Origin of the sequence: Tepidicella xavieri, assembly GCF_004363315.1 — a bacterium.
GTDB classification, from domain to species: Bacteria; Pseudomonadota; Gammaproteobacteria; order Burkholderiales; family Burkholderiaceae_C; genus Tepidicella; species Tepidicella xavieri.
Genome location: NZ_SNYL01000002.1, coordinates 174,730 through 198,722 on the forward strand (window position 1 = coordinate 174,730; position 23,993 = coordinate 198,722).

At 65.5% G+C, this 23,993-nt stretch carries 26 protein-coding genes and 4 tRNA genes; 12 read left to right on the forward strand and 18 right to left on the reverse strand.

The features are described from left to right. Positions 1-3: 3 nt before the first annotated feature. Genes kdsA through DFR43_RS02280 form a run of 5 tightly spaced genes read left to right on the forward strand, consistent with a single transcriptional unit; the run spans position 4 to position 3,235 of the window. Positions 4-858, forward strand: coding sequence for a 3-deoxy-8-phosphooctulonate synthase (gene kdsA, locus DFR43_RS02260; RefSeq protein ID WP_133595744.1), 855 nt, complete (start codon positions 4-6; stop codon positions 856-858). Beyond that, positions 855-1,142, forward strand: coding sequence for a DUF1330 domain-containing protein (locus tag DFR43_RS02265; RefSeq protein WP_133595745.1), 288 nt, complete (start codon positions 855-857; stop codon positions 1,140-1,142). The genes kdsA and DFR43_RS02265 overlap by 4 nt, the downstream gene beginning before the upstream one ends. 51 nt (positions 1,143-1,193) lie before the next feature. After that, positions 1,194-2,477 (forward strand): phosphopyruvate hydratase, encoded by a 1,284-nt coding sequence (eno, locus tag DFR43_RS02270; RefSeq protein WP_133595746.1) that lies wholly within the window; start codon positions 1,194-1,196, stop codon positions 2,475-2,477. 33 nt (positions 2,478-2,510) lie between these two features. Further along, positions 2,511-2,795 carry an FtsB family cell division protein gene (locus DFR43_RS02275; protein ID WP_133595747.1) on the forward strand — a complete coding sequence of 95 codons (285 nt, stop codon included), beginning with the start codon at positions 2,511-2,513 and terminating at the stop codon, positions 2,793-2,795. Continuing rightward, positions 2,792-3,235: a hypothetical protein gene (locus DFR43_RS02280; protein WP_133595748.1), complete on the forward strand. Its 444-nt coding sequence runs from the start codon at positions 2,792-2,794 to the stop codon at positions 3,233-3,235. Before DFR43_RS02275 ends, DFR43_RS02280 begins: the two co-directional genes overlap by 4 nt. Before the next feature lie 23 nt (positions 3,236-3,258). Here DFR43_RS02280 and hslO read toward each other — a convergent pair whose 3' ends face one another. Together hslO and DFR43_RS02290 are read right to left on the reverse strand one after the other, a co-directional pair. Beyond that, the gene (hslO, locus tag DFR43_RS02285) at positions 3,259-4,239 is read right to left on the reverse strand and encodes an Hsp33 family molecular chaperone HslO (protein WP_133595749.1); all 981 of its coding nucleotides are present in this window, start codon (positions 4,237-4,239) and stop codon (positions 3,259-3,261) included. A gap of 5 nt (positions 4,240-4,244) precedes the next feature. After that, complete coding sequence (locus DFR43_RS02290; RefSeq protein WP_133595750.1) at positions 4,245-4,769, reverse strand: gamma carbonic anhydrase family protein; 525 nt, start codon at positions 4,767-4,769, stop codon at positions 4,245-4,247. Positions 4,770-4,784: 15 nt separating this feature from the next. On the opposite strand from DFR43_RS02290, the gene DFR43_RS02295 reads away from it, so the two are divergent. After that, the gene (locus DFR43_RS02295) at positions 4,785-5,615 is read left to right on the forward strand and encodes a ferritin-like domain-containing protein (RefSeq protein ID WP_133595751.1); all 831 of its coding nucleotides are present in this window, start codon (positions 4,785-4,787) and stop codon (positions 5,613-5,615) included. Positions 5,616-5,637: 22 nt separating this feature from the next. Here the strand turns inward: DFR43_RS02295 and xerD are convergent, their stop codons facing one another. Continuing rightward, complete coding sequence (gene xerD / locus DFR43_RS02300; protein WP_133595752.1) at positions 5,638-6,564, reverse strand: site-specific tyrosine recombinase XerD; 927 nt, start codon at positions 6,562-6,564, stop codon at positions 5,638-5,640. 2 nt (positions 6,565-6,566) lie between these two features. Here xerD and gloB point away from each other — a divergent pair, with 2 nt between their 5' ends. Further along, on the forward strand, positions 6,567-7,340 hold the full coding sequence (gloB, locus tag DFR43_RS02305) for a hydroxyacylglutathione hydrolase (RefSeq protein WP_133595753.1): 774 nt from the start codon (positions 6,567-6,569) through the stop codon (positions 7,338-7,340). Between the two features lie 47 nt (positions 7,341-7,387). Beyond that, positions 7,388-8,968: a transglycosylase SLT domain-containing protein gene (locus DFR43_RS02310; protein ID WP_133595754.1), complete on the forward strand. Its 1,581-nt coding sequence runs from the start codon at positions 7,388-7,390 to the stop codon at positions 8,966-8,968. Between the two features lie 156 nt (positions 8,969-9,124). Here the strand turns inward: DFR43_RS02310 and DFR43_RS02315 are convergent. The 8 genes from DFR43_RS02315 to DFR43_RS02350 all read right to left on the reverse strand — a co-directional run bounded on the left by DFR43_RS02315 (position 9,125) and on the right by DFR43_RS02350 (position 15,656). Beyond that, a tRNA-Gly gene (locus tag DFR43_RS02315) sits at positions 9,125-9,200 on the reverse strand. A gap of 34 nt (positions 9,201-9,234) precedes the next feature. Beyond that, positions 9,235-9,308, reverse strand: a tRNA-Cys gene (locus DFR43_RS02320). A gap of 64 nt (positions 9,309-9,372) precedes the next feature. Next, a tRNA-Gly gene (locus tag DFR43_RS02325) sits at positions 9,373-9,448 on the reverse strand. A gap of 95 nt (positions 9,449-9,543) precedes the next feature. Continuing rightward, complete coding sequence (lon, locus tag DFR43_RS02330) at positions 9,544-11,967, reverse strand: endopeptidase La (RefSeq protein WP_133595755.1); 2,424 nt, start codon at positions 11,965-11,967, stop codon at positions 9,544-9,546. A 95-nt stretch (positions 11,968-12,062) separates the two neighbouring features. Beyond that, positions 12,063-13,331 carry an ATP-dependent Clp protease ATP-binding subunit ClpX gene (gene clpX / locus DFR43_RS02335; protein WP_133595756.1) on the reverse strand — a complete coding sequence of 423 codons (1,269 nt, stop codon included), beginning with the start codon at positions 13,329-13,331 and terminating at the stop codon, positions 12,063-12,065. A 77-nt stretch (positions 13,332-13,408) separates the two neighbouring features. Next, complete coding sequence (clpP, locus tag DFR43_RS02340) at positions 13,409-14,020, reverse strand: ATP-dependent Clp endopeptidase proteolytic subunit ClpP (protein WP_133595757.1); 612 nt, start codon at positions 14,018-14,020, stop codon at positions 13,409-13,411. Positions 14,021-14,190: 170 nt separating this feature from the next. Continuing rightward, positions 14,191-15,501, reverse strand: a complete 1,311-nt coding sequence (gene tig / locus DFR43_RS02345) for a trigger factor (RefSeq protein WP_133595758.1) — start codon at positions 15,499-15,501, stop codon at positions 14,191-14,193. A 68-nt stretch (positions 15,502-15,569) separates the two neighbouring features. Beyond that, positions 15,570-15,656: transfer RNA gene (locus DFR43_RS02350), tRNA-Leu, on the reverse strand. A gap of 91 nt (positions 15,657-15,747) precedes the next feature. On the opposite strand from DFR43_RS02350, the gene panD reads away from it, so the two are divergent. Next, a complete protein-coding gene (gene panD / locus DFR43_RS02355; RefSeq protein WP_133595759.1) occupies positions 15,748-16,128 on the forward strand; it encodes an aspartate 1-decarboxylase in 381 nt (126 codons plus the stop codon). A 27-nt stretch (positions 16,129-16,155) separates the two neighbouring features. Here the strand turns inward: panD and DFR43_RS02360 are convergent, their stop codons facing one another. From DFR43_RS02360 to nadC, 3 genes are all read right to left on the reverse strand, one after another. After that, positions 16,156-16,809, reverse strand: coding sequence for a hypothetical protein (locus DFR43_RS02360; protein WP_133595760.1), 654 nt, complete (start codon positions 16,807-16,809; stop codon positions 16,156-16,158). A 157-nt stretch (positions 16,810-16,966) separates the two neighbouring features. Continuing rightward, positions 16,967-18,064 (reverse strand): quinolinate synthase NadA, encoded by a 1,098-nt coding sequence (gene nadA, locus DFR43_RS02365; RefSeq protein ID WP_133595761.1) that lies wholly within the window; start codon positions 18,062-18,064, stop codon positions 16,967-16,969. Positions 18,065-18,095: 31 nt separating this feature from the next. Beyond that, positions 18,096-18,971: a carboxylating nicotinate-nucleotide diphosphorylase gene (gene nadC / locus DFR43_RS02370; RefSeq protein ID WP_133595762.1), complete on the reverse strand. Its 876-nt coding sequence runs from the start codon at positions 18,969-18,971 to the stop codon at positions 18,096-18,098. 158 nt (positions 18,972-19,129) lie between these two features. Between nadC and panB the strand changes: the two genes are divergently transcribed. Both panB and panC read left to right on the forward strand, forming a co-directional pair. Beyond that, positions 19,130-20,005, forward strand: coding sequence for a 3-methyl-2-oxobutanoate hydroxymethyltransferase (gene panB / locus DFR43_RS02375; RefSeq protein ID WP_133595763.1), 876 nt, complete (start codon positions 19,130-19,132; stop codon positions 20,003-20,005). Positions 20,006-20,009: 4 nt separating this feature from the next. Then, the gene (gene panC, locus DFR43_RS02380) at positions 20,010-20,861 is read left to right on the forward strand and encodes a pantoate--beta-alanine ligase (protein ID WP_133595764.1); all 852 of its coding nucleotides are present in this window, start codon (positions 20,010-20,012) and stop codon (positions 20,859-20,861) included. Between the two features lie 18 nt (positions 20,862-20,879). Here the strand turns inward: panC and DFR43_RS02385 are convergent, their stop codons facing one another. The 4 genes from DFR43_RS02385 to DFR43_RS02400 form a co-directional block, all read right to left on the reverse strand. After that, positions 20,880-21,911 carry an NAD(P)H-dependent glycerol-3-phosphate dehydrogenase gene (locus tag DFR43_RS02385; RefSeq protein ID WP_133595765.1) on the reverse strand — a complete coding sequence of 344 codons (1,032 nt, stop codon included), beginning with the start codon at positions 21,909-21,911 and terminating at the stop codon, positions 20,880-20,882. Positions 21,912-21,929: 18 nt separating this feature from the next. Next, positions 21,930-22,385 (reverse strand): protein-export chaperone SecB, encoded by a 456-nt coding sequence (secB, locus tag DFR43_RS02390; RefSeq protein ID WP_133595766.1) that lies wholly within the window; start codon positions 22,383-22,385, stop codon positions 21,930-21,932. A gap of 74 nt (positions 22,386-22,459) precedes the next feature. Further along, positions 22,460-22,714, reverse strand: coding sequence for a glutaredoxin 3 (gene grxC, locus DFR43_RS02395; protein WP_133595767.1), 255 nt, complete (start codon positions 22,712-22,714; stop codon positions 22,460-22,462). A 23-nt stretch (positions 22,715-22,737) separates the two neighbouring features. Next, positions 22,738-23,148, reverse strand: coding sequence for a rhodanese-like domain-containing protein (locus tag DFR43_RS02400; RefSeq protein WP_133595768.1), 411 nt, complete (start codon positions 23,146-23,148; stop codon positions 22,738-22,740). Positions 23,149-23,227: 79 nt separating this feature from the next. On the opposite strand from DFR43_RS02400, the gene gpmA reads away from it, so the two are divergent. Further along, entirely contained in the window at positions 23,228-23,971 is a 744-nt protein-coding gene (gene gpmA, locus DFR43_RS02405) for a 2,3-diphosphoglycerate-dependent phosphoglycerate mutase (RefSeq protein ID WP_133595864.1), read from the forward strand. The last annotated feature ends 22 nt before the right edge of the window (positions 23,972-23,993 follow it).

Sequence of the window (23,993 nt, forward strand, 5' to 3'; positions counted from 1 at the left end):
GCCATGAAACTCTGCGGATTCGAGGTCGGCCTGGATCGACCGTTTTTCCTGATCGCCGGCACCTGCTCCATCGAGGGGCTGGAACTTTCCCTGGAGGTGGCCGGCACGCTCAAGGAGATCTGCGCCCCGCTGGGCATCCCGCTGATCTTCAAAGGCTCTTTCGACAAGGCCAACCGCTCCTCTGGCAGCAGCAAGCGCGGCGTGGGGCTGGAGGCGGGGCTCAAGATCCTGGACGAAGTGCGCCGCCAAACCGGCCTGCCCGTGCTGACCGACGTCCATGACGAGTCTCAGGTCGCCCCCGTGGCCAGCGTGGTGGACGTGCTGCAGACCCCGGCTTTCCTCTGCCGCCAGACCGACTTCATCCGCGCCGTGGCGCAGTCGGGCAAGCCGGTCAATATCAAGAAGGGGCAGTTCCTCGCACCCTGGGACATGAAAAACGTCATCGACAAGGCCCGTGCCGCGGCACGCGAAGCGGGCCTGTCGGAAGACCGCTTCCTGGCCTGCGAGCGCGGCGTGAGCTTTGGCTACAACAACCTCGTGGCCGACATGACCAGCCTGGCCGAAATGCGCAAGTCCGGCGCGCCCGTGGTGTTCGACGTGACCCACTCGGTGCAAAAGCCCGGGGGGCTGGGCAACGCCAGCGGCGGCGCGCGGGAGATGGTGCCCGTGCTGGCCCGCGCCGGCGTGGCGGCAGGGGTCGCGGGCCTGTTCATGGAAACCCACCCCCGCCCGGCCGAAGCCTGGTCCGACGGCCCCAATGCCGTGCCGCTGCACCGCATGAAAGCCCTTCTCGAAACCCTGGTGGCGCTGGACCGCGTCACCAAGCAACACCCCTTGCTGGAGAACGATTTCCAATGAGTGCCTACATCGTGGCGGAAGTCACCATCACCAACGAAGAACAGATGAAGGCCTACCGGGAGTGGAGCACCCGGGCCATGCAGGAGTTCGGCGCCGAAGTGCTGGTCCGCGGCGGCCGCGTCGTGCCCCTGGAAGGCGACTGGAACCCGCAGCGCGTCGTCGTGCTGCGCTTCCCCGACCTCGCCACCGCGCAAGCCTATTACCACTCCGAGACTTACACCCATGCCCGCAAAGTCCGTGAAGGCGCGGGCACCATCCGCATGTTTGCCGTCGAAGGGGTCTGATGGGCCCCTCGGCGCCCCCGTTGTTTTGTTTGATTTGAGAAGGTAACCCACATGAGCGCAATCGTTGACATCGTCGGCCGCGAAATTCTGGACAGCCGAGGCAACCCCACCGTCGAATGCGACGTGCTGCTGGAAAGCGGCGTCATGGGCCGTGCCGCCGTCCCCTCGGGCGCCTCCACCGGCAGCCGCGAGGCCATCGAACTGCGCGACGGTGACAAGAACCGCTACCTCGGCAAGGGCGTGCTCAAGGCCGTCGAGCACATCAACACCGAAATCAGCGAAGCCGTGTTGGGGTTGGACGCCTCGGAACAGGCTTTCCTGGACAAGACCCTGATCGACCTGGACGGCACCGACAACAAGAGCCGCCTGGGCGCCAACGCCATGCTGGCCGTCTCCATGGCAGTGGCCCGCGCCGCCGCTGAGGAAGCCGGCCTGCCGCTGTACCGCTACTTCGGCGGCAGCACCCGCATGCAAATGCCTGTGCCCATGATGAACGTCATCAACGGCGGCGCGCACGCCAACAACAACCTCGACCTGCAAGAATTCATGATCCTGCCGGTGGGCGCACCCAGCTTCCGGGAGGCCATTCGCTGGGGCGCGGAGGTGTTCCACGCGCTGAAGAAAATCATCCACGACAAAGGCATGAGCACCGCCGTGGGCGACGAAGGCGGCTTTGCCCCCTCCGTGGCCAACCACGAGGCCGCCATCCAGCTCATCCTCGAAGCCATCGACAAGGCCGGCTACACCGCTGGCGAGCAAATCGCCCTGGGCCTGGACTGCGCCGCCAGCGAGTTCTACAAGGAGGGCAAATACCACCTCGAAGGCGAAGGCCTGGTGCTGACGGCCGAGGAGTGGACCCACATCCTGGCCACCTGGTGCGACAAGTACCCCATCATCTCCATCGAAGACGGCATGCACGAGGGCGACTGGGCCGGCTGGGCCCACCTGACCGAGCGGCTGGGCAAGAAAGTGCAGTTGGTGGGCGACGACCTGTTTGTCACCAACACCCGCATCCTCAAGGAAGGCATCAAGAAGGGCATCGCCAACTCGATCCTCATCAAGATCAACCAGATCGGCACGCTCACCGAGACCTTCGAGGCCATCGAAATGGCCAAACGCGCCGGCTACACTGCCGTCATCAGCCACCGCTCCGGCGAAACCGAGGACTCCACCATCGCCGACATCGCCGTGGGGCTGAATGCCGGCCAGATCAAAACCGGCTCGATGAGCCGCAGCGACCGCATGGCCAAGTACAACCAGCTCCTGCGCATCGAGGAAGACCTGGGCGACGTGGCCACCTACCCTGGCCGCGACGCGTTCTACAACCTGCGCTAAAGCGGCTGCGCCCGCGCCACGAGCCGCCACGCCATGAACGCCCGTTGGGTTGCCGCTTTGCTGGTGGGCTTGCTCGTGGTGCTGCACGTGCAGCTGTGGACGGGCCGCGGCAGCGTGCCCCAAGTGCGGGCTTGGCGCAGCGATCTGCAAGCCCTCGAAGCGGCCAACGCCGAAGCCCGGCAACGCAACGAGCAACTGGCCAATGAGGTGCGCGACCTGCAAGACGGGCTGGACATGATCGAGGAACTGGCCCGGCACGAACTGGGCATGGTCAAACCCAACGAAATCTTCGTGCAGATCCAGCGCACCGCGCCATGAGCCCGTCGGGCGCACCCGATACCGCACCCACCTGGTGGCTGCTCGGCCCCGGAGCGGATTGTCTGGCGGCGGAATTGCCCAGCCCTTGGCCCACGCGCATTCGGCCCTGGACGCAGTTCGACCTGCCCAGCGCCGACATCGCCCTGCAAGCCACTCCAAACCCTACAGCGCTGCGCATGGCCGTGCTGGCGACAGATGGCCGCACCCTGCCCGCGGATGAAGCCCTGTGGCGGGCGTGGCTGTGCGCGCACGGTCTGCCCCACCATGTGCTGCATCCGGTCGGGGGCTGTCACCGCCAGCCGCTGCGACGGCTGCTGGGCATCGACGAGGCTCCAGCTCCAAAACCCCAGACCACGGCCCGCTGGCATTGCGAATCGTGCTCAGACCCGGATGGCGAGCATCGCCTGTTCCGTCGCTTGCTGGCCGGGCGCCCGGCCTGAGTATCCAACCTGAGTGCCCGGCCTCACTGCACCCGCGAGGAAGTCGGCGGCTGGTTCTGGCGGTTCAAAAAAATCTGGGCCGCGTCCACCGGATCGAACACATACCGCGCGCCACAGAAATCGCACCCAATATCCACCTGCCCTTGCTCGGCCAGGATGCTTTCCACTTCAGCCACGCCCAGGCTCTCCAGCATGGCGGCCACCCGCTCCCGGGAGCAAGTGCAGGCGAAACGGGGGCGCAGCACGCCTTGCGCCGGCTCCAGGCGCTGGATGGGCTCCTGCCAGAACAGCCGGTGCAGGATGGTGTCGGCATCGAGCGTGAGCAACTCCTCCTTCTTGAGGCTGGCGGCCAGCGTGGCAATGCGGTTGTAGTCCTCGTTTTGACCGAGGGCATCCTCGCGCGCCTGCACCGCCGCCGTGCCCGCGAGATTGGCCTCGCCGGTGGCCGGAATGCGCTGGATCAGCAAGCCGGCAGCGATTCGGTCATTGGCCGCCAGCACCAGCCGCGTGTCGAGCTGCTCGCTTTGCCGCATGTAGTGCTCCAGCACATCGCTGAGCCGTTCCAGCTTCTGTCTGCGCTCGTCCCACAAAGGCACAACGCCCTGGTAGGGCTGCTGCCCAGGCTGGCGGTCTTTCGGGTTCAGGGTGATGGCGCAGCGCCCCTGGTTGTTGACGTTGACCATGTGGCTCAGGGGCACATCGTCGGCCACCTCGCCCAGCACCGTGGCCGTGGCGCGAAAGGCAAAGTCCGGCTGTACCTCGGCCACGGCCACTTTCACCGGCCCATCGCCAAAAATCTGCAACACCACCGAACCGTTGAACTTGATGTTGCCCTGCATCAACACCGCCGCCGCCGACATTTCGCCCAACAGCTCCGAGACCGCACGCGGATAGGTGCCCGACTGGGCGTGGCGCTGCAACAGTTCCTGCCAGCCATCGGTCAGGCGGACCAGCATGCCGCGCACTGGCAGCCCCTCGAACAGAAATTTGTGGAGTTCCGACACGATGCTCAATCCAGCTTCTTGAGGCCCGCCTTGTACCGCTGCGCGTTGGCCACGTAATGGGCGGCACTGCGGCGCAGGCCCTCGATCTGCTCGGGCGTGAGCTGTCGGACCACCTTGGCCGGACTGCCCAGAATCAGCGAGCCGTCCGGGAACGTCTTGCCCTCGGTCACGAGGGAACCTGCCCCGACCACGCAGTGCTTGCCGATGCGGGCTCCATTGAGCACCACGGCCCCAATGCCGATGAGCGACTCATCGCCAATGACGCAGCCATGCAGCATCACCTGGTGGCCGACCGTGACGCGCTCGCCAATCACCACCGGATAGCCCACGTCGGCATGCACCACGCTGGCATCCTGGATGTTGCTGCCCCGCCCCACCGTGATGGGCTCGGTGTCGCCTCGCAGCACGGCGCCGAACCACACGCTGGTGTCTTCGGCCAGCGTCACCCGGCCCATGACCTGGGCACTGTCGGCCACGAAGGCGCTGGGATGCACCTGCGGCACGTCATCGTCAAGTTGGTATGTGCTCATTCGTAGAATTGTAGGATGCACGCTCACGAACTGCGCGCGGCGGCCCTGCACGCCCTGTGCTGCGCCGACTGCGACGACAAATGCCGCCAGGTGCAAGCCCTGCATGCCCAGGCCGACGCCCTGCCCCTGGACACCGGCGCCACGCTGCGCCCGTCGCCCTGCCTGCCTGGGCGGCCCGAGCTTCCCCGGCTGATCGACCCCGCCACCGTGCCCGCGCGCTCCCCCTTCACGGCCGAGGGCCATGCCGCGCTCGTTCACGCCATCTGCCACATCGAATTCAACGCCATCAACCTGGCGCTGGACGCCGTGTGGCGCTTCGCCGGCATGCCCCAGGCGTTTTACCTCGACTGGCTGCGCGTGGCGGCCGAGGAAGCCTACCACTTCAGCCTGCTGCGCGCGCACTTGCGCAGCCTGCCCCATGCCGGCCGGCCCGAGCCGTGGGACTACGGCAGCTTCGACGCCCACGACGGCCTGTGGCTGATGTGCGAAAAAACCGCCGACGACATCGTGGCCCGCATGGCCCTGGTGCCCCGCACGCTCGAAGCCCGTGGGCTGGACGCCTCCCCACTGATCCAGGCCAAGCTGCGCCAGGCCGGCACCCCCGCCGCGCAAGAAGCCATCGGGTTGCTCGACATCATTCTGCGCGACGAGGTGGGCCATGTGGCCATCGGCAACCACTGGTATCGCTGGCTGTGCGAACGCCAGGGGCTGGAGCCGATCGCGCATTACCGCACGCTGGCCCGGCGCTACAGCGCGCCGCGCCTCAAGCCCCCGTTCAACGAAGACGCCCGTCGCCGCGCCGGCTTCTCTCAAGCCGAGCTGGACTATTTGCAACAGATCGTCTGATCCGAGGCGGCCACCGCATGCCTCATCCGCGGGGATGGTGCCGGGCGTGCAATTGCTTGAGCCGCTCGCGCGCCACGTGGGTGTAGATCGTCGTGGTGGAGATGTCGGCGTGGCCCAGCAGCATTTGCACCGCTCGCAAGTCTGCCCCGTGGTTGAGCAAATGGGTGGCAAAAGCGTGGCGCAGCGTGTGCGGCGACAAGGGCGCCTCGACACCGGCCTGGAGGGCGTACTTTTTCACCAGCGTCCAGAACATCACCCGCGTCATGCCCTGCCCCCGCGCCGTCACGAACAGGTCATCGGTGCGTTGACCGGCCAAAATCAGCGGTCGAGCCTCGGCCAGATAGCGCCGCAGCCAATGCAGCGCTTCATCCCCAAAGGGCACGAGCCGCTCTTTGTCGCCCTTGCCCTGTACCCGCACCACCTGATCTGGCAAGCTGAGCTCGTGCAGCCGCAAACCCACCAGTTCGCTCACGCGCAACCCGCTGGCATACATCAGCTCCAGCATGGCCCGATCGCGCAGGCCCAAAGGCTCATCGACAGCGGGCGCCTGCAACAACCGCTCCACCTGCATCTGCGTCAGGGTCTTGATCTGCCGCTGCAAACGCTTCGCCGGCAGCAGCTTGAGGGTCGGATCCTCGGCCACCAGCCCTTCGCGCAGCGCCCAGCGGTAAAAGCGCCGCAACACCGTCAAGCGCCGATTGGCCGACGTGGCCTTGCCCCGCGCGTGGCGCCAGGCGATGTAGGCCAGCACCTCGGCTTCTCGGGCTTGGTGCAGCGCCAAGGCGGCCTGCCCGGCGCGTGCGCTTCCCGGCCCGGTATCGGCCAGCCAAGCGGCGAACTGTTGCAGGTCGCTGCGGTACGCCGCCAGCGTGTGCGCCGCCAGTCCATCTTCCAGCCACAAAGCGTCCAGAAACCGTTCCAGCGCCACGTCCGCCGCTTTATCATCCATGGATGCGCATCCTACACCCCATCGCCGCCTTCACCGACAACTACATCTGGGCGCTGCACGATGGCCAATCCGCGCTCGTGGTGGACCCGGGCGATGCCGCGCCGGTCCACGCCTGGCTACAGGCACAAGCGCTGACGCTGACAGGCATCCTGATCACCCACCACCACGCCGACCACACCGGCGGCGTGGCCGAACTCATGGCACGGTACCAGGTACCGGCCTGGGGGCCAGCTTTCGAGCCCCTGCCCGATGGCGTGCACCGCCTCGAAGGGGGTGACCGGCTCGCCCTCAACGGCCTGGCGATAGAAGTGCTCGACGTGCCGGGCCACACGGCAGGTCACATCGCTTACTACTGCCCGGGCGCCGAAGGCGGCCCGCTTCTTTTTTGCGGTGACACGCTGTTTTCGGCGGGTTGCGGCCGCCTGTTCGAAGGCACCGCCGCCCAGATGCTGGACTCCCTCGACCGGCTGGCCGCCCTGCCCGGCGACACCCGCATCTGCTGCGCCCACGAATACACTTTGAGCAATCTGCGATTTGCCCAGGCCGTCGAGCCCCACAATGCCGCATTGGCCGAATACCGCCACTGGTGCGAACGCCAGCGCGAGAGCGGCCACCCGACCCTGCCTAGCCGGCTGAGCCTGGAACGCGCCATCAACCCCTTCTTGCGCAGCCGGGAACCTTCGGTGCGGGCCGCACTCAGCCCTCTGGGCCCCTTGGCCTCGGACGACGCCGGGGTCTTCGCCGCCCTGCGCGCCTGGAAGGACCGCTTCCGCTGATCCGTTCATCCGCCCGAGCCGTCATGAATCCCTCGAATGCTTCACCGATGCAGTCCCGCTTCATCCGCTTAAGCCTCGCCCTGCTGCCCCCACTGATCTTGGCCGCCTGCGCCCAACTGCCCAGCGCGCCCGCCGGCTCCGAAACCGCCACGCCGCCCCACCAGCCCAGCGATGCCCAGCCCATCGCCCGCAGCAAAAGCCCGACGAGCGCTCCGGTGATTCCCAATGGGCCGCTGCAATCCCTGACCACCGCTGCGGCGCCCCCCGTGCCCACCGCCACCGTGGCCACGCTCGAAGCGCCGAAAGACCTCTGGGACCGTGTGCGCCGCGGCTTCGCCATGCCCGACCTGGATACCGACTTGGTTCGGCACCACGAGCAGTGGTACGCCAGCCGCCCCGACTACATCCAGCGCATGGTCGATCGTGGCAGCAAATACCTGTTCCACATCGTGGAGGAAGTCGAGCGCCGCGGCTTGCCGCAAGAGCTGGCCCTGCTGCCCTTCATCGAAAGCGCGTTCAACCCCCAGGCCGTCTCCCACGCCAAAGCCGCCGGCATGTGGCAGTTCATGCCTGCCACCGGACGCGACTTCGACCTGAAACAAAACGCCTTCCGGGACGACCGCCGCGATGTGCTGGCCTCCACCCGCGCCGCGCTGGACTACCTGGAGCGGCTGCACCGCATGTTTGGCGATTGGCACCTGGCCTTGGCCGCCTACAACTGGGGCAACGGCAACGTGTCCCGGGCCATCCAGCGCAACCGCGCCGCCGGCCTCGGCACCGGCTACCTGGATTTGCGCATGCCCGACGAAACCCGCAACTACGTCCCCAAGCTCCAGGCGGTCAAAAACCTCATCGCCGACCCGCAGCGGCTCAGCGTCCGCCTGCCCCATGTGGGCAACCATCCCTTCTTCGACACGGTCACCATCGACCGCGACATGGACGTGGCGCTGATCGCCGAACTGGCCGGCGTCAGCGTGAACGACTTTCACCAGCTCAATCCCGCGCACAACAAACCCGTGATCATGGCCGCGGGGACACCCACGGTGCTGCTGCCCTGGGACAACGCCGCCCTGTTCGAGGAGCGGCTGCGCCAACACCAGGGGCCCACGGCCACCTGGACCGCCTGGCGGGTGCCGCGCAACATGACGATCGCCGAAGCCGCCCGGCAGCACCAGCTCACCGAAGCCCAGTTGCGGGAAATCAACCGCATTCCCCCGCGCATGATGCTGCGCGCCGGCTCCACGGTACTGGTTCCCCGCCAAGGCAAGCTCGATGCCGATGTGCCTGAGCACATCGCCGACAACGGCCAGATATTGCTACTGCCCGAAGCCGCCGCCACACGGGCGCAGCGCGTCACCGTGCGCGCCGGCGACACACTCTCGGCCATTGCCCGCCGTCATGGCGTCACGGTGGCCAATTTGCAGGCCTGGAACCACTTGCGCCCCAACCAGCCCATCCGCGTCGGTCAGGTGTTGGTGGTGCACAGCCGCACGGCGGCGAATACTGCCCCGGCACGCGCCAGCGCCCCAGCGCGGCAGACAAGCAGCAAGACGGCGGCATCGCCAGGCCGACAAAGCCCCACACGCACGGCGCAGGCCAGCAGCAAGACGCCCGTGACCAACCGCTGACCCCGCCCGCGCAAGCCCCGCTGCGCGAGCCTTGTAAACGGATGCGCCGCTTCTGGTTGACAGAGGCGGCAAGATGGCATTCCGATGGTGGAGGCCCGGGCGAAGCAGAAAGACGCCATAAAAAAAGGAAGCCCAAGAGCTTCCTTTTTTCACATCTGGAGCGGGAAACGAGGTTCGAACTCGCGACCTCAACCTTGGCAAGGTTGCGCTCTACCAGCTGAGCTATTCCCGCATCGGCCTGCATAGACTGCAGGCTGCTGGCGTTTTGGAGGCGCGGGCCGGAGTCGAACCGACCTACTCGGATTTGCAATCCGGTGCATAACCGCTTTGCTACCGCGCCTTGTTGGATCAACCCGGCTTGCACCGGATAAAAAAGGGAAGCCTGGGCTTCCCTTTTTGGAATTTGGAGCGGGAAACGAGGTTCGAACTCGCGACCTCAACCTTGGCAAGGTTGCGCTCTACCAGCTGAGCTATTCCCGCATGGGCTTCAAACTTTGCTTTGTTTCCGTTGCATCGTCTGAAGCCATTATTCTATACCGATTTTCGGGCCTTCGTCAAAAAACGGCAAAGAATTTTTAGTGCTTGATCGAGGTCTGCGTCTCGGTGCCTGCTGGTGCAGGCACGGGGGTGGCCGCCTCCTCATCCGTCAAGGGCAGCGGCTGACGCTCCAGCGCGAGTTCCAGCACCCGATCGATCCACTTGACCGGCACGATCTCCAGTCCTGCTTTTACATTGTCTGGAATCTCGGCCAGGTCCTTGACGTTTTCTTCCGGAATGATGACGGTGCGGATGCCGCCACGCAGCGCGGCCAGCAGCTTTTCCTTCAGGCCGCCAATGGCCGTGACTTCGCCACGCAGCGTGATCTCGCCGGTCATGGCCACGTCGGCCCGCACGGCAATGCCGGTCAAGGCGGAGACCATGGCCGTGGTCATGGCAATGCCCGCGCTCGGCCCGTCTTTCGGGGTCGCGCCATCGGGCACATGGATGTGGATGTCTTTCTTCTCGAACACCTCGTCCTTGATGCCGAGCGAGCGCGCCCGGCTGCGCACCACGGTACGGGCCGCCTCTACGGACTCCTTCATCACGTCGCCCAGCGAGCCGGTGCGGATGACGTTGCCCTTGCCGGGCATGAGGGCGGCCTCGATGGTCAGCAGATCGCCACCGACCTCGGTCCAGGCCAAGCCCACCACCTGCCCCACCTGGTTTTGCGCCTCGGCGCGGCCATAGGTGTATTTGCGCACGCCCAGGAAGTCGCTGAGGTTGTCACGGGTCACCACCACGGTGGGGGCATACTTCTTGAGCAACAGACCTTTGACCACCTTGCGGCAGATTTTCGAGAGCTCGCGCTCCAACGAGCGAACGCCGGCTTCCCGGGTGTAGTAGCGCACGATGTCGCGCACCGCCTCCTCCGTCACCTGCAATTCGCCGTCCTGAATGCCGTTGTTCTTGATCTGCTTGGGCAGCAGATACTTCAGCGCGATGTGGGTTTTCTCGTCCTCGGTGTAGCCCGACAGGCGAATGACCTCCATGCGGTCCAGCAGGGCTGGCGGAATATTCATGGAGTTGGAGGTGGCCACGAACATCACGTCAGACAGGTCGAAGTCGAGTTCGACGTAATGGTCCTGGAAGGTGTGGTTTTGCTCGGGGTCGAGCACTTCCAGCAGCGCCGAAGCCGGATCGCCCCGGAAATCCATGCCCAGCTTGTCGATCTCGTCGAGCAGGAACAACGGGTTCTTGGTCCCCACCTTGGTGAGGCTTTGCAGCACCTTGCCCGGCAAGGCGCCGATGTAGGTGCGCCGGTGGCCGCGGATCTCGGCTTCGTCGCGCATGCCGCCCAGCGCCATGCGCACGTATTTGCGCCCCGTGGCCTTGGCGATAGACTGACCGAGCGAGGTCTTGCCCACGCCGGGCGGCCCCACCAGGCACAAAATGGGGGCCTTGACCTTGTCCACCCGCTGTTGCACAGCCAGGTATTCGAGGATACGGTCTTTGACCTTTTCCAGCCCGTAGTGGTCTTCGTTGAGCACTTCCTCGGCAAAGCCCAGGTCGTGCTTGATCTTGGTCTTTTTGCTCCAGGGCAGGTTGACCAGCACGTCGATGTAGTTGCGCACCACGGTGGCTTCGGCCGACATGGGCGACATGAGCTTGAGCTTTTTGAGCTCGCTCTCGGCCTTCTTGCGGGCCTCGGCCGGCATGCGGGCCGCTTTGATTTTCTTCTCGATTTCCTCGATGTCGGCGCCCTCTTCGCCTTCGCCCAGCTCCTTCTGGATGGCCTTGACCTGCTCGTTGAGGTAGAAGTCGCGCTGGTTCTTCTCCATCTGGCGCTTGACGCGGCCGCGGATGCGCTTGTCCACGTTGAGGATTTCGACCTCGCGCTCCAGTTGGACGAACAGGTTCTCCAGACGCTGGGTGATGACTTCCAGGTCGAGCACGCTTTGCTTGGCGTCGAGTTTGAGCGGCAGGTGCGCGGCGATGGTGTCGGCCAAGCGCCCCGGATCGTCGATGCTGGCGATCGAGGTCAGGATCTCGGACGGAATTTTCTTGTTGAGCTTGACGTACTGGTCGAACTGCTGCATGACCGCGCGGCGCAGCGCTTCGAGTTCGGTGGGATTGGCCTGGGCGTTTTCATCCTCCGGGGTGACGGGTGCCACTTCGGCGTGGAAGTGCGTCTCGCCCTCACGGATGCCCAACACCTTGGCACGCTGGACACCCTCCACCAGCACTTTTACCGTGCCATCGGGCAGCTTGAGCATTTGCAGGATGCTGGCCACGCAGCCCATGTCGAACATGTCGCTGGCAGTGGGCTCGTCCTTGGCCGCGGTTTTCTGCGCCACCAGCATGATGCGGCGCTCGTGCTCCATGGCGGCTTCCAGCGCCTTGATACTCTTGGGCCGCCCCACGAACAGGGGGATGACCATGTGGGGAAACACCACCACGTCGCGCAAGGGCAACAGGGGCAGCGTCACGGGCTGGCTGGGGAGAGTGGGGTGTCCTGACATCTTCTTACCTCGATCTGAACCGGGCAGGTGGGGGTGAAGTCGGTCACTTCAACCCGTCCACCCTGTGGTTGGGGGCGGCCCGGCCGCCGCGCCAGTCAGGCCTGGCGAGCCGCTTCGCGGTACACCAGCAAAGGCGGCTTGCCTTCCTCGATCGTGGACTCGTCCACGACCACTTTTTCGACATTGCGGATGCTGGGCAGTTCAAACATCGTGTCCATCAGCGCTTGCTCCAGAATGGAGCGCAGCCCACGGGCACCGGTCTTGCGCTTGAGCGCCTTGCGCGCAATGGCGCGCAGCGCCGCTGGCCGCACCTCCAGTTCCACCCCCTCCATGCGCAGCAATTGGGCAAATTGCTTGACCACGGCATTCTTGGGCTCGGTCAGGATGTCTACGAGCGCGTCTTCGCCCAGTTCGGCCAGGGCGGTGACCACCGGCAGACGCCCCACCAGTTCAGGAATCAGTCCGTAGCGCACCAGATCGTCCGGCTCGACTTCGGCAAACACCTCAGTCAGGCTGCGCTGCTGCTTGCTCTTGACCGCGGCGCCAAACCCGATGCCCGAGGCCTCGGTGCGGTTCTCGATGATCTTTTCCAGGCCAGCGAACGCACCGCCACAGATGAACAGGATGTTGGAGGTGTCCACCTGCAGCATGTCCTGGTTGGGGTGCTTGCGCCCACCCTGCGGAGGCACCGAGGCAATCGTGCCTTCGATGAGCTTGAGCAACGCCTGCTGGACCCCTTCGCCCGAAACGTCTCGGGTGATGGAGGGGTTTTCAGACTTGCGGGTGATCTTGTCGATTTCGTCGATGTAGACGATGCCCTGCTGCGCCTTTTCGGGATCGTAATTGCAGGTCTGCAGCAGCTTGGCGATGATGTTTTCCACGTCCTCGCCCACGTAGCCGGCTTCGGTCAGCGTGGTGGCGTCGGCCATCACGAAGGGCACGTCGAGCATGCGCGCCAAGGTGGAAGCCAGCAGCGTCTTGCCCGAGCCGGTGGGGCCGATCAGCAGGATGTTGCTCTTGGCGAGCTCCACGTCGTCTTTCTGGGCGTGGTCTTTGTGCCGCAGGCGCTTGTAGTGATTGTAGACCGCCACGGACAGCGTCTTCTTGGCGGCCTCCTGACCAATGACGTAGTTGTCCAGGTGCTGCTTGATTTCCAGCGGCGTCGGCAGGGCCTCGCCCTGTGCCTGCCGGCCCATGGTGGACGGCGGCAGCTCATCGCGGATGATGTCGTTGCACAGGTCGATGCACTCGTCACAGATGAACACCGAGGGGCCGGCGATGAGTTTCTTGACCTCGTGCTGACTCTTGCCGCAGAAGGAGCAGTACAGGGTTTTTTCGCTGTGGGCGCCTTTTTTATCGGCCATGAGGGAATGCCTTGCTGCAGTCTCGAAAAGGGGGAAAGGATCTGTGGAGGATGATACGCCAGGCCAACCGGTGCGGCTCAGGCGCCGCGCTTGTCGATCACCTTGTCCACCAGACCGTATTCAGCGGCCTCGCTGGCCGACATGAAGTAGTCGCGCTCGGTGTCGCGCTCGATTTTTTCCAGCGGCTGACCGGTGCGCTCGCTCAGGATGCGGTTGAGGTCGGCACGCAGGCGCAGAATCTCACGGGCGTGGATTTCGATGTCGGTGGCTTGCCCTTGGGCACCGCCGAGCGGCTGGTGAATCATCACGCGGGAATTGGGCAGCGCAAAGCGCTTGCCCTTGGCGCCGGCTGCCAACAAGAAGGCCCCCATGCTGGCCGCCATGCCCATGCACAGGGTGGAGACGTCGGGCTTGATGAAGTTCATCGTGTCGAAAATGGCCATGCCGGCACTGACCGACCCGCCGGGGGAGTTGATGTAGAGCGAAATGTCTTTGTCGGGGTTTTCGCTCTCCAGGAACAGCAACTGCGCCACCACGAGGTTGGCTGTCTGGTCATTGACCGGCCCCACCAGGAAAACCACGCGCTCCTTGAGCAAGCGGGAATAGATGTCGTAGGCGCGCTCGCCACGACCCGATTGCTCGATCACCATGGGCACCAGGCCCAGGTTTTGTGCGTCCAATGCGCTCATTCGTTGTGCTCCATTAGAGAAAGGCTGAACACCGCTACTGTAACCAATGCGGCAAGGCCACGAGGCCGCAGCGGGCACCCGCGCCCCGGCCACCGACAAAAAAGGGCGGAAAACTCCGCCCTGCCTGCTGCAGCGCCAGAGACGCCAGCGCGCCCCGGCACCGGTCTGGATCAGGCCTGCCCCATCAGCTCCTCGAAGCTGAGCGTCTTTTCGGTGACCTTGGCTTTGCCCAGCACGAACTCGGTCACGTTGTTTTCGATCACGATGGCTTCGATCTCGGCCAGGCGGCGGTTGTCGCTCTTGTACCAGCGCACCACGTCGGCCGGGCTTTCGTAAGAAGCGGCCAGTTCGTTGATGTGGGCATCGATCTGCTCGGGCTTGGCATGCAGGCCGTTGGCATTGACCAGCTCGGCCACCACCAGACCCAGGCGCACGCGCCGCTCGGCCTGCTGCTGGAACAGTTCGGCCGGAATCGGGGCCTTGTCGGCGTCCTTGATGCCGCGCTGCTTGAGGTCGGCACGGGCGCCTTCGATGAGGCGCTGCACCTCGGCCTCCACGCTGGCCTTGGGCAGGTCCAGTTCGGCCTTGGCCACGAGCGCGTCCATGACGGCGGCCTTGTTGCGGGCCTGCACGCGGAACTTGACTTCGCGCTCCAGGTTTTTCTTGATGTCGGCACGCAATGCCTCGACCGTGCCTTCGGCAATGCCCAGCGACTTCACGAAAGCCTCGTCCACTTCAGGCAGGTGCGCAGCCTCCACCTTGCTGACCGTGACCAGAAAATCGGCCTGCTTGCCGGCCACTTCCTTGCCGTGGTAGTCCTCGGGGAAGTTCAGCGGGAAGGTCTTGCTCTCGCCGGCCTTCATGCCGCGCACGGCGTCCTCGAACTCCTTGAGCATCTGGCCTTCGCCCACCAGGAACTGGAAGCCAGTAGCCTTGCCGCCTTCGAACGGCTCGCCGTCGATCTTGCCTTCGAAGTCGATGGTCACGCGGTCGCCGTCCTGAGCGGGCTCGCTGGCCGGGCGCTGACCAAAGGTGCGGCGCTGCTTGCGCAGAATGTCGAGCGTGCGGTCGATGGCGGCCTCGTTGACTTCGGCAGAGACCTTCTCGACTTCGGCCTCGGACAGATCGCCGATCTTGACGTCGGGATAGACCTCGAAAATGGCTTCGAAAGCCACCTTGCCTTCAGGGGCGCCTTCCTTCTCGTTGATGCGGGGCGTGCCGGCGATGCGCAGCTTGGCTTCCAGGGCGGCGGCATTGAACGCCTCGCCCACTTTGTCGTTCATGACTTCGTACTGCACCGAGTAGCCATAGCGCTGGGCCACGACGTTCAGCGGCACCTTGCCCGGGCGGAAGCCGTCCATCTTCACCTGCCGCTGCAGGCGCTTGAGGCGGGTCTCCACTTCTTTCTGGATCACATCCACCGGCAACTCGAGCGTGATCTTGCGCTCCAGCTTGTCCAGGGTCTCGACGTTCACTGCCATGGTTTTCTCCTGTAGGGGCACAGGGCAGCGGGCCGCTGCCACTGGGAATTCGGTTCGGAAGGGTTGGCTGGTGCGCGGGGGGGGACTCGAACCCCCACACCATTGCTGGCGTCAGGACCTAAACCTGGTGCGTCTACCAATTTCGCCACCCGCGCTGGCCATTCATGCCCCGCTCGACCAGCAGGCCGGCGCGGCAAACCTGCTATTGTATGCGTTTCAGCGCAAGCACAGATTCCAAGCATCGCCATGTTTCGCACTCTGCTCAAGTCCAAGATCCATCGCGTCACCGCCACCCACGCCGAACTGCACTATGAGGGCTCGTGCGCCATCGACGAAGACCTGCTCGATGCCGCCAACATCTGCGAAAACGAACAGATCCACATCTGGAACATCGACAACGGGGAGCGCTTCGTCACCTATGCCATCAAGGGCGAGCGTGGCTCGGGCATGATTTCGGTCAACGGCTCGGCCGCGCGCCGGGTGCAGGTGGGCGATTTGCTCATCATCGCGGCATTTGCCCAAGTGCACGAGGAGCACCTGTCCCGGCACAAGCCGCGGCTGGTGTTCGTCAATGAGCGCAACCAGCAGGTGGAACTGCGCGACAAAGTGCCCACGCAAATGCGCTGAGGCCGCCCAGGCGGCTCGCCCGCCCCGTCAATGCGCTGGGGACCTGAGCGCCCAGGTGGCCGACATCCGCCCGGCGAAGGTGACGTCCAGCGTGGCGCCGTCGTCGGACTCGGTCAGACGCACGCCGGGCTGCGGCGCGGGCTGGGTGTGCTCGACGGCCAGCAGCCCGGGCGGCCATTTGAGGCTGAGTTTGGCATCCATCGGCAGATAGCCGTCGAGGTAGCGCCGCATCAATGGGCCGGCATGCAGTCGCCAGCGCCCCTGCCCTGTCGATTCCAAGGCCTGGGAGCGCAAGCCGATGCAGATGTACCCACCGCGCTGCACATCGGCCAATTCCACCCGATGGCCTTCGACCCAAGCACGCCCCACGCCTGAAAATTCGAGGATTTCGATGTGCTGCACCCGCTCGCGGTTGAACGCCACGACCACGCGCCGGTTGGGGTCGAGCTGCCAGTGGCAAGTCCGCAGCGTCACGACGCCGGTCTGCAGGCTGTGCCGGTCGATGGTGGCGTCGGCTTCATAGCGGTAGGCATGCGGGTCGGGGCGCTGAGCCAGAAAGCGCAATTGCCCTTCCAGGGCAACGTCTTCCATGTCCAGGGGCGACGACTGGCCCCAGGCGGCAAAACCGGCCACCAGCAGCGGGACGCCGATGGCGGCGACGCCAGCAAGACAATGAGGCATGGCAATCTCCTTTCGCAGCGACCCGGCCAGGTGTGCTATCGAAAAAGATTGTGGGCAAAACCCATCACCCCTGCAACCCGTCGGGGCGAAACACCTGGGGCGTGGCCCCCCGCGACACCGAGAGCCACGGCGATGGCCCCCACCTCTTGACCAGTGCTCAGGCCGCCCCCAGATGCGGCACCAAGACCCCGGCATCATGCCCGCCCTTGAGCGCCGCGGTAAAGGCCAGCATTCGGTCGATCGGCTGCCGGGCCCGGGGAATGAGCGCCGGATCGACGTGGATCTCATTGGCGCCGGTCTCCAATACATGGGCCACGCCCGCCAGGCTGTTCATCGCCATCCATGGGCAGTGGGCGCAACTTTTGCAGGTCGCGCTGTTGCCGGCGGTGGGGGCCTCGATGAACACCTTGCCCGGATTGAGGCTGCGCAGCTTGTGCAGCATGCCTTTGTCGGTGGCCACGATGAAGGTTTTCGCGTCCATCGCCTGCGCCGCTTTCAGGATGGCGCTGGTCGAACCCACGGCATCGGCCAAAGCCACCACGTCGGCCGGGCTCTCGGGATGCACCAGCACCTTGGCGTCGGGATGCTCGCGCATCAAGGCCTGAAGCTCGAAGGCTTTGAATTCGTCGTGCACGATGCAGGAGCCGCGCCACATCAGCATGTCGGCCCCGGTTTCGCGCTGGATGTAGGCCCCCAGGTGCTTGTCGGGCGCCCACAGGATTTTGTGCCCTTTGGCCTTGAGCGCGCGCACGATGTCGAGCGCGCAGCTGGACGTGACCAACCAGTCTGCCCGGGCTTTGACCGCCGCGCTGGTGTTGGCATAGACGACGACGGTGCGCTCGGGGTGCTGGTCGCAAAAGGCGCTGAATTCGTCAACCGGGCAGCCCAGATCCAGCGAGCAGTTGGCATCCAGGTCGGGCATCAGCACGGTTTTTTCCGGCGACAGGATTTTGGCCGTCTCGCCCATGAAGCGCACGCCGCTGACCACCAGGGTCCGGGCGGGATGGTCGCGGCCAAACCGGGCCATCTCCAGGCTGTCGCTGACGATGCCGCCGGTTTCTTCGGCCAAATCCTGCAGGTCCGGGTGCACGTAGTAGTGCGACACCATCACCGCATCGCGCTGCTTGAGCAACTGGCGGATGCGCGCCTTGAGCGCCTGGCGCTCCTGCGCCGTGGGCTCGGGCGGCACACGCGCCCAGGCATGGCGCGTGGCGCATGCGGGTTGTTCGTAATCGACTTCGATGAGCTGTTCCATCCGTGCCCGTCCTGCCTGCGCCCAGCCCCCATCAAGGGGCCTCGAAGCGCATCGAAAAATCCACGGCCTTGACGTCTTTCGTCAAGGCGCCGATCGATATGCGGTCCACTCCGGTTTCCGCCAAGGCCCGCACCGTGCTTTCATTGACGCCACCAGAAATTTCGAGCACCGCTGGCCCGCGGGGATGGGCGGCATTGCACTGCACGGCCTGGCGCAACGTCGGCAAGTCCATATTGTCCAACAACACCATCCGCGCGCCAGCGTCCAGGGCTTCCTGGAGTTGCGCCAGCGTCTCCACCTCGATCTGCACGAAACGGGCCTGCGGCGCGCTGGCCTGCACGCGCTGCAGCACCGCCGTCACGCCGCCGGCGGCGGCAATGTGGTTTTCCTTGATGAGCACGGCGTCATACAGGCCCATGCGATGGTTGTGGCCACCGCCGACGCGCACCGCATACTTCTGCGCCAACCGCAAGCCGGGCAAGGTCTTGCGGGTATCGACAATCTGCGCCCGCGTGCCCGCCACCAGCGACACGTAATGCGCCGTCTTGGTGGCCACGGCGCTGAGGGTCTGCAAAAAATTGAGCGCCGTGCGCTCGGCGCTGAGCAAAGCCCGGGCCTGCCCCTCGATATCGAGCACGACCGCATTGGCCTGGCCATGCTGGCCTTCTGCCACGTGCCAATGCAATCGGGCCTGCGGATCCAGCGCCAGAATGGCCGCCTCCACCCACGGCCGGCCGCAAATCACCGCCGACTCCCGCGCCAGCACGCGCGCCCGCGCCATGCGGTGCGGCTCGATCAGCGCCGCCGTCAGGTCGCCCGACCCCACATCCTCGGCCAATGCGCGAGCCACGTCGGCTTGCACCACGGCGGCCCAATCGGTCGCCGGCCATGCATCGGAAACATTCATCACCGTTTCACACCCACACCGAAACATCCCCGTCAGACGGGGGCCAAAGGCCGCAAGCATAGCGGGTCCGCCGCCCACCCTCGGCGGATCGACTAGACTTCCGGTGTTTTCAGTGTGGATTTTGCAGCGCAACATCCACTTTCCCGAACCGCATTGCCATGAGCGAGACCACCGCCAGCACCCCCTACGGCACCCTGCCAGCCGCTTCGCCCTTGCCACAGCGCAAGCCCGTGAGCCTGCCGCGCCTGCAAGACATGCGTGAGCGCGGCGAAAAAATCACCATGCTCACCGCGTACGACGCCACCTTTGCCGCGGTGGCCGACAGCGCCGGCGTGGAGTGCCTGCTGGTGGGCGACTCGCTGGGCATGGTGTGCCAAGGGCTCAGCAGCACCGTGGGCGTGACGCTGGAGACCATGTGCTACCACGTCGAGAGCGTCACCCGCGGCTTGCGCCGGGTGCAAGGCACGGCCTGGGTCATTGGCGACCTGCCCTTTGGCAGCTACCAGGAATCGAAGGAACAGGCCATCCGCAGCGCCTCGGCCCTGCTGCGGGCCGGCGCGCACATGATCAAGCTTGAAGGCGGCGGCTGGACCACCGAAACCGTGCGCTTTCTGGTCGAACGCGGCATCCCCGTGTGCGCCCACCTGGGCCTGACGCCGCAGACCGTCCATGCCCTGGGCGGCTACCGCGTGCAAGGCCGCAACGACGCCGACGCACTGCGCCTCAAGCGCGACGCACTCGAACTGCAAGACGCCGGCGCGGCCATGCTGGTGCTGGAAATGGTGCCTGCGGCCCTGGCCAGCGAAGTGACCCAGCAATTGCCCCGCTGCCACACCATCGGCATCGGCTCGGGCAACGGCACGGCCGGCCAGGTGCTCGTCATGCACGACATGCTGGGCATCCACCTGGGCAAAACCCCGAAATTCGTGCGCAATTTCATGGAAGGCGCGCCGAGCGTGCGCGAAGCGATGGCCGCTTATGTGCGCGCCGTCAAAGAAGGCCACTTCCCGGACAACGCCGTCCACGCCTGGTGAGCGCATGCAAGTCATCCACACCATCGCCGAGTTGAGGCGCCATCTGGCGCACTTTGATGCGCCCGCATTCGTGCCCACCATGGGCAACCTGCATGACGGTCACTTGGCCCTGGTGCGCCAGGCCAAGCCGCTGGGCGACGTGACCGTGGCCAGCATCTTCGTCAACCGCCTGCAGTTTTTGCCGCACGAGGATTTCGACACCTATCCGCGCACGCTCGCGGCCGATTGCGACAAGCTCGCCGCCGAAGGCTGCGACGTCGTCTTTGCCCCGACGGAGCAGGAACTTTACCCCGAGCCCCAGGGCTTCAAGGTTCAGCCTCCCGCGGCGCTGGCCGACATGCTCGAAGGCCACTACCGGCCCGGCTTCTTCACGGGCGTCAGCACGGTGGTGATGAAGCTGTTCCAGATCGTCTTCGGCCAATCCAAGCAGGGCGGTCATGCGGTGTTTGGGAAGAAGGATTACCAGCAACTCATGGTGATCCGGCAGATGGTGCGCCAGTTCGCCCTGCCGGTGACCATCCATGGCGGTGAAATCGTCCGCGCCGAAGACGGCTTGGCCCTGAGTTCGCGCAACGGCTACCTCTCGCCGCAGGAACGCATCGAAGCGGCGCAGTTGTCCCGTGCGCTGCAAGCCCTCGCCGCCCAGACCTTGGCCGCGGGCAGCGACGGGCAAGCCGCCGAGCAACGGGCCGTGAAAGCGCTGGCCGAGCGCGGCTGGCAGGTGGACTACCTGACCGTGCGCCGGCGCGAGGACCTGCAACCGCCGACGGCCGCCGATCTGCAATCCGGCCGACTGGTGGCGCTGGGCGCCGCACGCCTGGGCCGCACCCGGCTGATCGACAACTGGGAATTCTGAGGCCGCCTGGGGAGGCCGTTAGCGCCTTTCCACGGCCGGATCTCGGCCCATGAGACGGGCCACGGCGTCCTGCGGCCGAAGTTGTCCGTCGAGCAGGGCCACCACGGCCTCGGCGATGGGCATCTCCACCCCCAGGCTGCGTGCCCGCGCCACCACGGTGCGCGCGCTGTACACGCCTTCGGCCACATGTCCGAGCGATGCCACGGCCTGCTCCAAGGTCAGACCCTGTGCCAGCAAAAGCCCGACCTGCCGGTTTCGGCTCAAATCACCCGTGGCCGTGAGCACCAAATCGCCCAGGCCGCTGAGGCCCATGAACGTTTCGGGCCGCGCCCCCAATGCCTGCCCCAGACGCACCATCTCGACCAGTCCGCGGGTGATCAGGGCGGCGCGGGCATTGAGCCCCAGCTGCAGGCCATCGCACAAACCCGTGGCGATGGCCATGACGTTTTTCACCGCGCCGCCCACTTCCACGCCCACCACATCGTCGTTCGCGTAGACGCGCAGCGCATGGCCGTGGAAAGCCTCGACCAAGAGTGCGCACACCGCCGGGTCGGCGCTGGCGGCCACCAGCGCCGTCGGGCAGCCTGCCGCCACCTCTTTGGCGAAGCTCGGGCCGCTGAGCACGCCGCAGCGCAGGGCGGGCGCCACCTGGGCACAGATTTCATGCCCGAGCAAGCCGGCCACAGGCACGCCAGAGGCGTCCTCCTGGGGCTGTTCGAACCCCTTGCACAGCCAGACCACCGGCACCGACAGATCGCGCAAGCGGTGCAACAGGCCACGCAGCGCGGCCATCGGCGTGCCGATGACGATGAGCGTCTCGTCTGCCAGGCTGGCCGCCAGTGCGGTTTCGGGGACCGACAGCACCGACAGCGCCGCCGGAAACCCCGCGCCGGGCAGATAGCGCCGATTCTCCCGCTCTGCCGCCATGGCTTGGGCCTGGGCGGAGTCCCGTGCCCACAAGCGCACCCGGTGTGGTGCGCCCGGTCTGGCCGCTGCGGCGATGGCCAGCGCCGTTCCCCAGGCGCCTGCCCCCAGCACGGTGATGTTCATCGCGCGGGGCCCCCGGCATCACTGAGCCGGGGCCTGAGCGGCCGCGGCGTCTTGCAACTGCTGCTGCTCGTACATCGCCTGGAAGTTGATCTCGGCCAGGTGCACCGGCGGGAAGCCGCCGCGCTGGATCAGATCGGCCACGTTGCCACGCAGATAGGGGTACACGATCTGCGGGCAGGCAATCCCCAGGATCGGCCCCATCTGCTCCTGGGGCAGGTTGCGCAGCTCGAAAATGCCGGCCTGCTTGGCCTCCACGAGGAACACCGTCTTGTCCTTGATCTTGGTCTGGACGGTGCAGGTGACGCTGACCTCGAAAATGCCGTCGGCCACGGGCTCGGCGGCCACGCCAAGCTGAATGTCCACGCTGGGCTGCTCCTGCTCCAGCAGGATCGCAGGGGAATTGGGCTGCTCCAGCGAAGCCTCTTTCAGGTAGACGCGCTGGATCTGGAAGACGGGGGTGAGTTGGTCGGCCATGATGATGGATAAAGGTAAAAACAAGCCCGCTGAGAGAGCCTTCTCGCAGCGGGCAAGAAACTCGGAACAACCGATTATGTCAGCAAGGGCAGCAGTTCCCCACGGGCGTCGAGCGCATGCAGGTCATCACAGCCGCCGATGTGGCGACCGTCGATGAAAATCTGCGGCACGCTGGTGCGCCCGGCCAAGGCCGCCATGGCCGCCCGCACTTCTGGCCGGCCGTCCACGACGATTTCTTCGTAGTCGGTCACGCCGCGGGCCTGTAGCAACGCCTTGGCGCGGTGGCAGTAGGGGCAGAAATCGCTGCTGTAAATCTTCACATGGGCCATGCGACACCTCCTTAGCCGGATGATCACCCTTTTTGCACCGGCAGGCCGGCCGCGCGCCATGCACCCATGCCCCCCGCGAGGGAATACGCCTTCTCGTAGCCGAGCTTCTGCGCCGTGGCCACCGCCCGCTTGGAGCGAATGCCCGAAGCGCAGACCATCAGCAGCGGCACCGATTTGTTCTTGGCCACCTGCGTCAAGCGGTTTTCCAGTTCGCCCAGCGGCACGTTCTTGGCGTTGGTCAAGTGCCCGGCGGCGAATTCTTCGGGCGAGCAGACGTCGATGACCAGGGCTTTTTCGCGGTTGATCAACTGCACCGCCTGCGTGGGCGTGAGGCTGTGGGCGCCGCCCCCTTTGGTCATGGCCGGCCACAGCAGCATCGCCCCCGAGACCACGGCAATCAGTATCAGAACCCAGTTTTGAACGATGAAATCCACGGTATCCCCTTGATGAACAACCCAGTATTTTAGAATGACGGATTTGCCCCTTCAGCACTGCGCCACTTCCTTGTCTCCCATGTTCAAACTCGTGCTCATTCGCCACGGCGAATCCATCTGGAACCTTGAAAACCGTTTCACCGGCTGGACCGACGTGGACCTCACGCCCACCGGCATTTCCCAGGCGATTGCCGCCGGGCGGCTGCTCAAGGCCGAAGGGTGGGATTTCGACGTGTGCTACACCAGCGTGCTCAAGCGCGCCATCCATACGCTGTGGTACGTGCTCGACGAAATGGACCGTACCTGGCTGCCCGTGGTCAAAGACTACCGCCTCAACGAGCGCCACTATGGCGCGCTGCAGGGCCTGAACAAAGCCGACATGGCCCGGCAATACGGCGACGAGCAAGTGCTGATCTGGCGCCGCAGCTATGACACCCCGCCGCCCGCGCTGGAGCCGGACGACCCGCGCGGCCAGCGCCACGACCGGCGCTACGCCCATCTCGCGCCGCAGCAGATCCCGCTGACCGAATGCTTGAAAGACACGGTCGCCCGCGTCGTGCCCTATTGGGAAAGCACCCTCGTACCGGTCATCCGCTCGGGGCGGCGCGTGCTCATCGCCGCGCACGGCAATTCCATCCGCGCCCTCATCAAACACCTCGACGGCATCTCCGACGCCGACATCGTCCACCTGAATATCCCCAATGGCATCCCGCTGGTGTACGAGTTCGACGACGCCATGAAGCCCCTGCGCCGCTACTACCTGGGCGATGCCGCAGCGGCCGAAGCGGCCGCGGCCGCCGTGGCCAGCCAGGGCAAAGCCTGAATCCCCGGCCGGGCTTGGCGGA

Coding starts and splice junctions, on each gene's coding strand:
- kdsA (WP_133595744.1), top strand. CDS start 4: ATGAAACTCTGCGGATTCGAGGTCGGCCTGGATCGACCGTTTTTCCTG.
- DFR43_RS02310 (WP_133595754.1), top strand. CDS start 7,388: ATGCAGTCCCGCTTCATCCGCTTAAGCCTCGCCCTGCTGCCCCCACTG.
- gloB (WP_133595753.1), top strand. CDS start 6,567: ATGCGCATCCTACACCCCATCGCCGCCTTCACCGACAACTACATCTGG.
- xerD (WP_133595752.1), bottom strand. CDS start 6,564: ATGGATGATAAAGCGGCGGACGTGGCGCTGGAACGGTTTCTGGACGCT.
- nadA (WP_133595761.1), bottom strand. CDS start 18,064: ATGGAACAGCTCATCGAAGTCGATTACGAACAACCCGCATGCGCCACG.
- DFR43_RS02280 (WP_133595748.1), top strand. CDS start 2,792: ATGAGCCCGTCGGGCGCACCCGATACCGCACCCACCTGGTGGCTGCTC.
- DFR43_RS02360 (WP_133595760.1), bottom strand. CDS start 16,809: ATGCCTCATTGTCTTGCTGGCGTCGCCGCCATCGGCGTCCCGCTGCTG.
- lon (WP_133595755.1), bottom strand. CDS start 11,967: ATGTCAGGACACCCCACTCTCCCCAGCCAGCCCGTGACGCTGCCCCTG.
- DFR43_RS02290 (WP_133595750.1), bottom strand. CDS start 4,769: ATGAGCACATACCAACTTGACGATGACGTGCCGCAGGTGCATCCCAGC.
- panD (WP_133595759.1), top strand. CDS start 15,748: ATGTTTCGCACTCTGCTCAAGTCCAAGATCCATCGCGTCACCGCCACC.
- DFR43_RS02265 (WP_133595745.1), top strand. CDS start 855: ATGAGTGCCTACATCGTGGCGGAAGTCACCATCACCAACGAAGAACAG.
- tig (WP_133595758.1), bottom strand. CDS start 15,501: ATGGCAGTGAACGTCGAGACCCTGGACAAGCTGGAGCGCAAGATCACG.
- clpP (WP_133595757.1), bottom strand. CDS start 14,020: ATGAGCGCATTGGACGCACAAAACCTGGGCCTGGTGCCCATGGTGATC.
- grxC (WP_133595767.1), bottom strand. CDS start 22,714: ATGGCCCATGTGAAGATTTACAGCAGCGATTTCTGCCCCTACTGCCAC.
- DFR43_RS02295 (WP_133595751.1), top strand. CDS start 4,785: ATGCACGCTCACGAACTGCGCGCGGCGGCCCTGCACGCCCTGTGCTGC.
- gpmA (WP_133595864.1), top strand. CDS start 23,228: ATGTTCAAACTCGTGCTCATTCGCCACGGCGAATCCATCTGGAACCTT.
- DFR43_RS02275 (WP_133595747.1), top strand. CDS start 2,511: ATGAACGCCCGTTGGGTTGCCGCTTTGCTGGTGGGCTTGCTCGTGGTG.
- nadC (WP_133595762.1), bottom strand. CDS start 18,971: ATGAATGTTTCCGATGCATGGCCGGCGACCGATTGGGCCGCCGTGGTG.
- clpX (WP_133595756.1), bottom strand. CDS start 13,331: ATGGCCGATAAAAAAGGCGCCCACAGCGAAAAAACCCTGTACTGCTCC.
- secB (WP_133595766.1), bottom strand. CDS start 22,385: ATGGCCGACCAACTCACCCCCGTCTTCCAGATCCAGCGCGTCTACCTG.
- panC (WP_133595764.1), top strand. CDS start 20,010: ATGCAAGTCATCCACACCATCGCCGAGTTGAGGCGCCATCTGGCGCAC.
- panB (WP_133595763.1), top strand. CDS start 19,130: ATGAGCGAGACCACCGCCAGCACCCCCTACGGCACCCTGCCAGCCGCT.
- eno (WP_133595746.1), top strand. CDS start 1,194: ATGAGCGCAATCGTTGACATCGTCGGCCGCGAAATTCTGGACAGCCGA.
- DFR43_RS02385 (WP_133595765.1), bottom strand. CDS start 21,911: ATGAACATCACCGTGCTGGGGGCAGGCGCCTGGGGAACGGCGCTGGCC.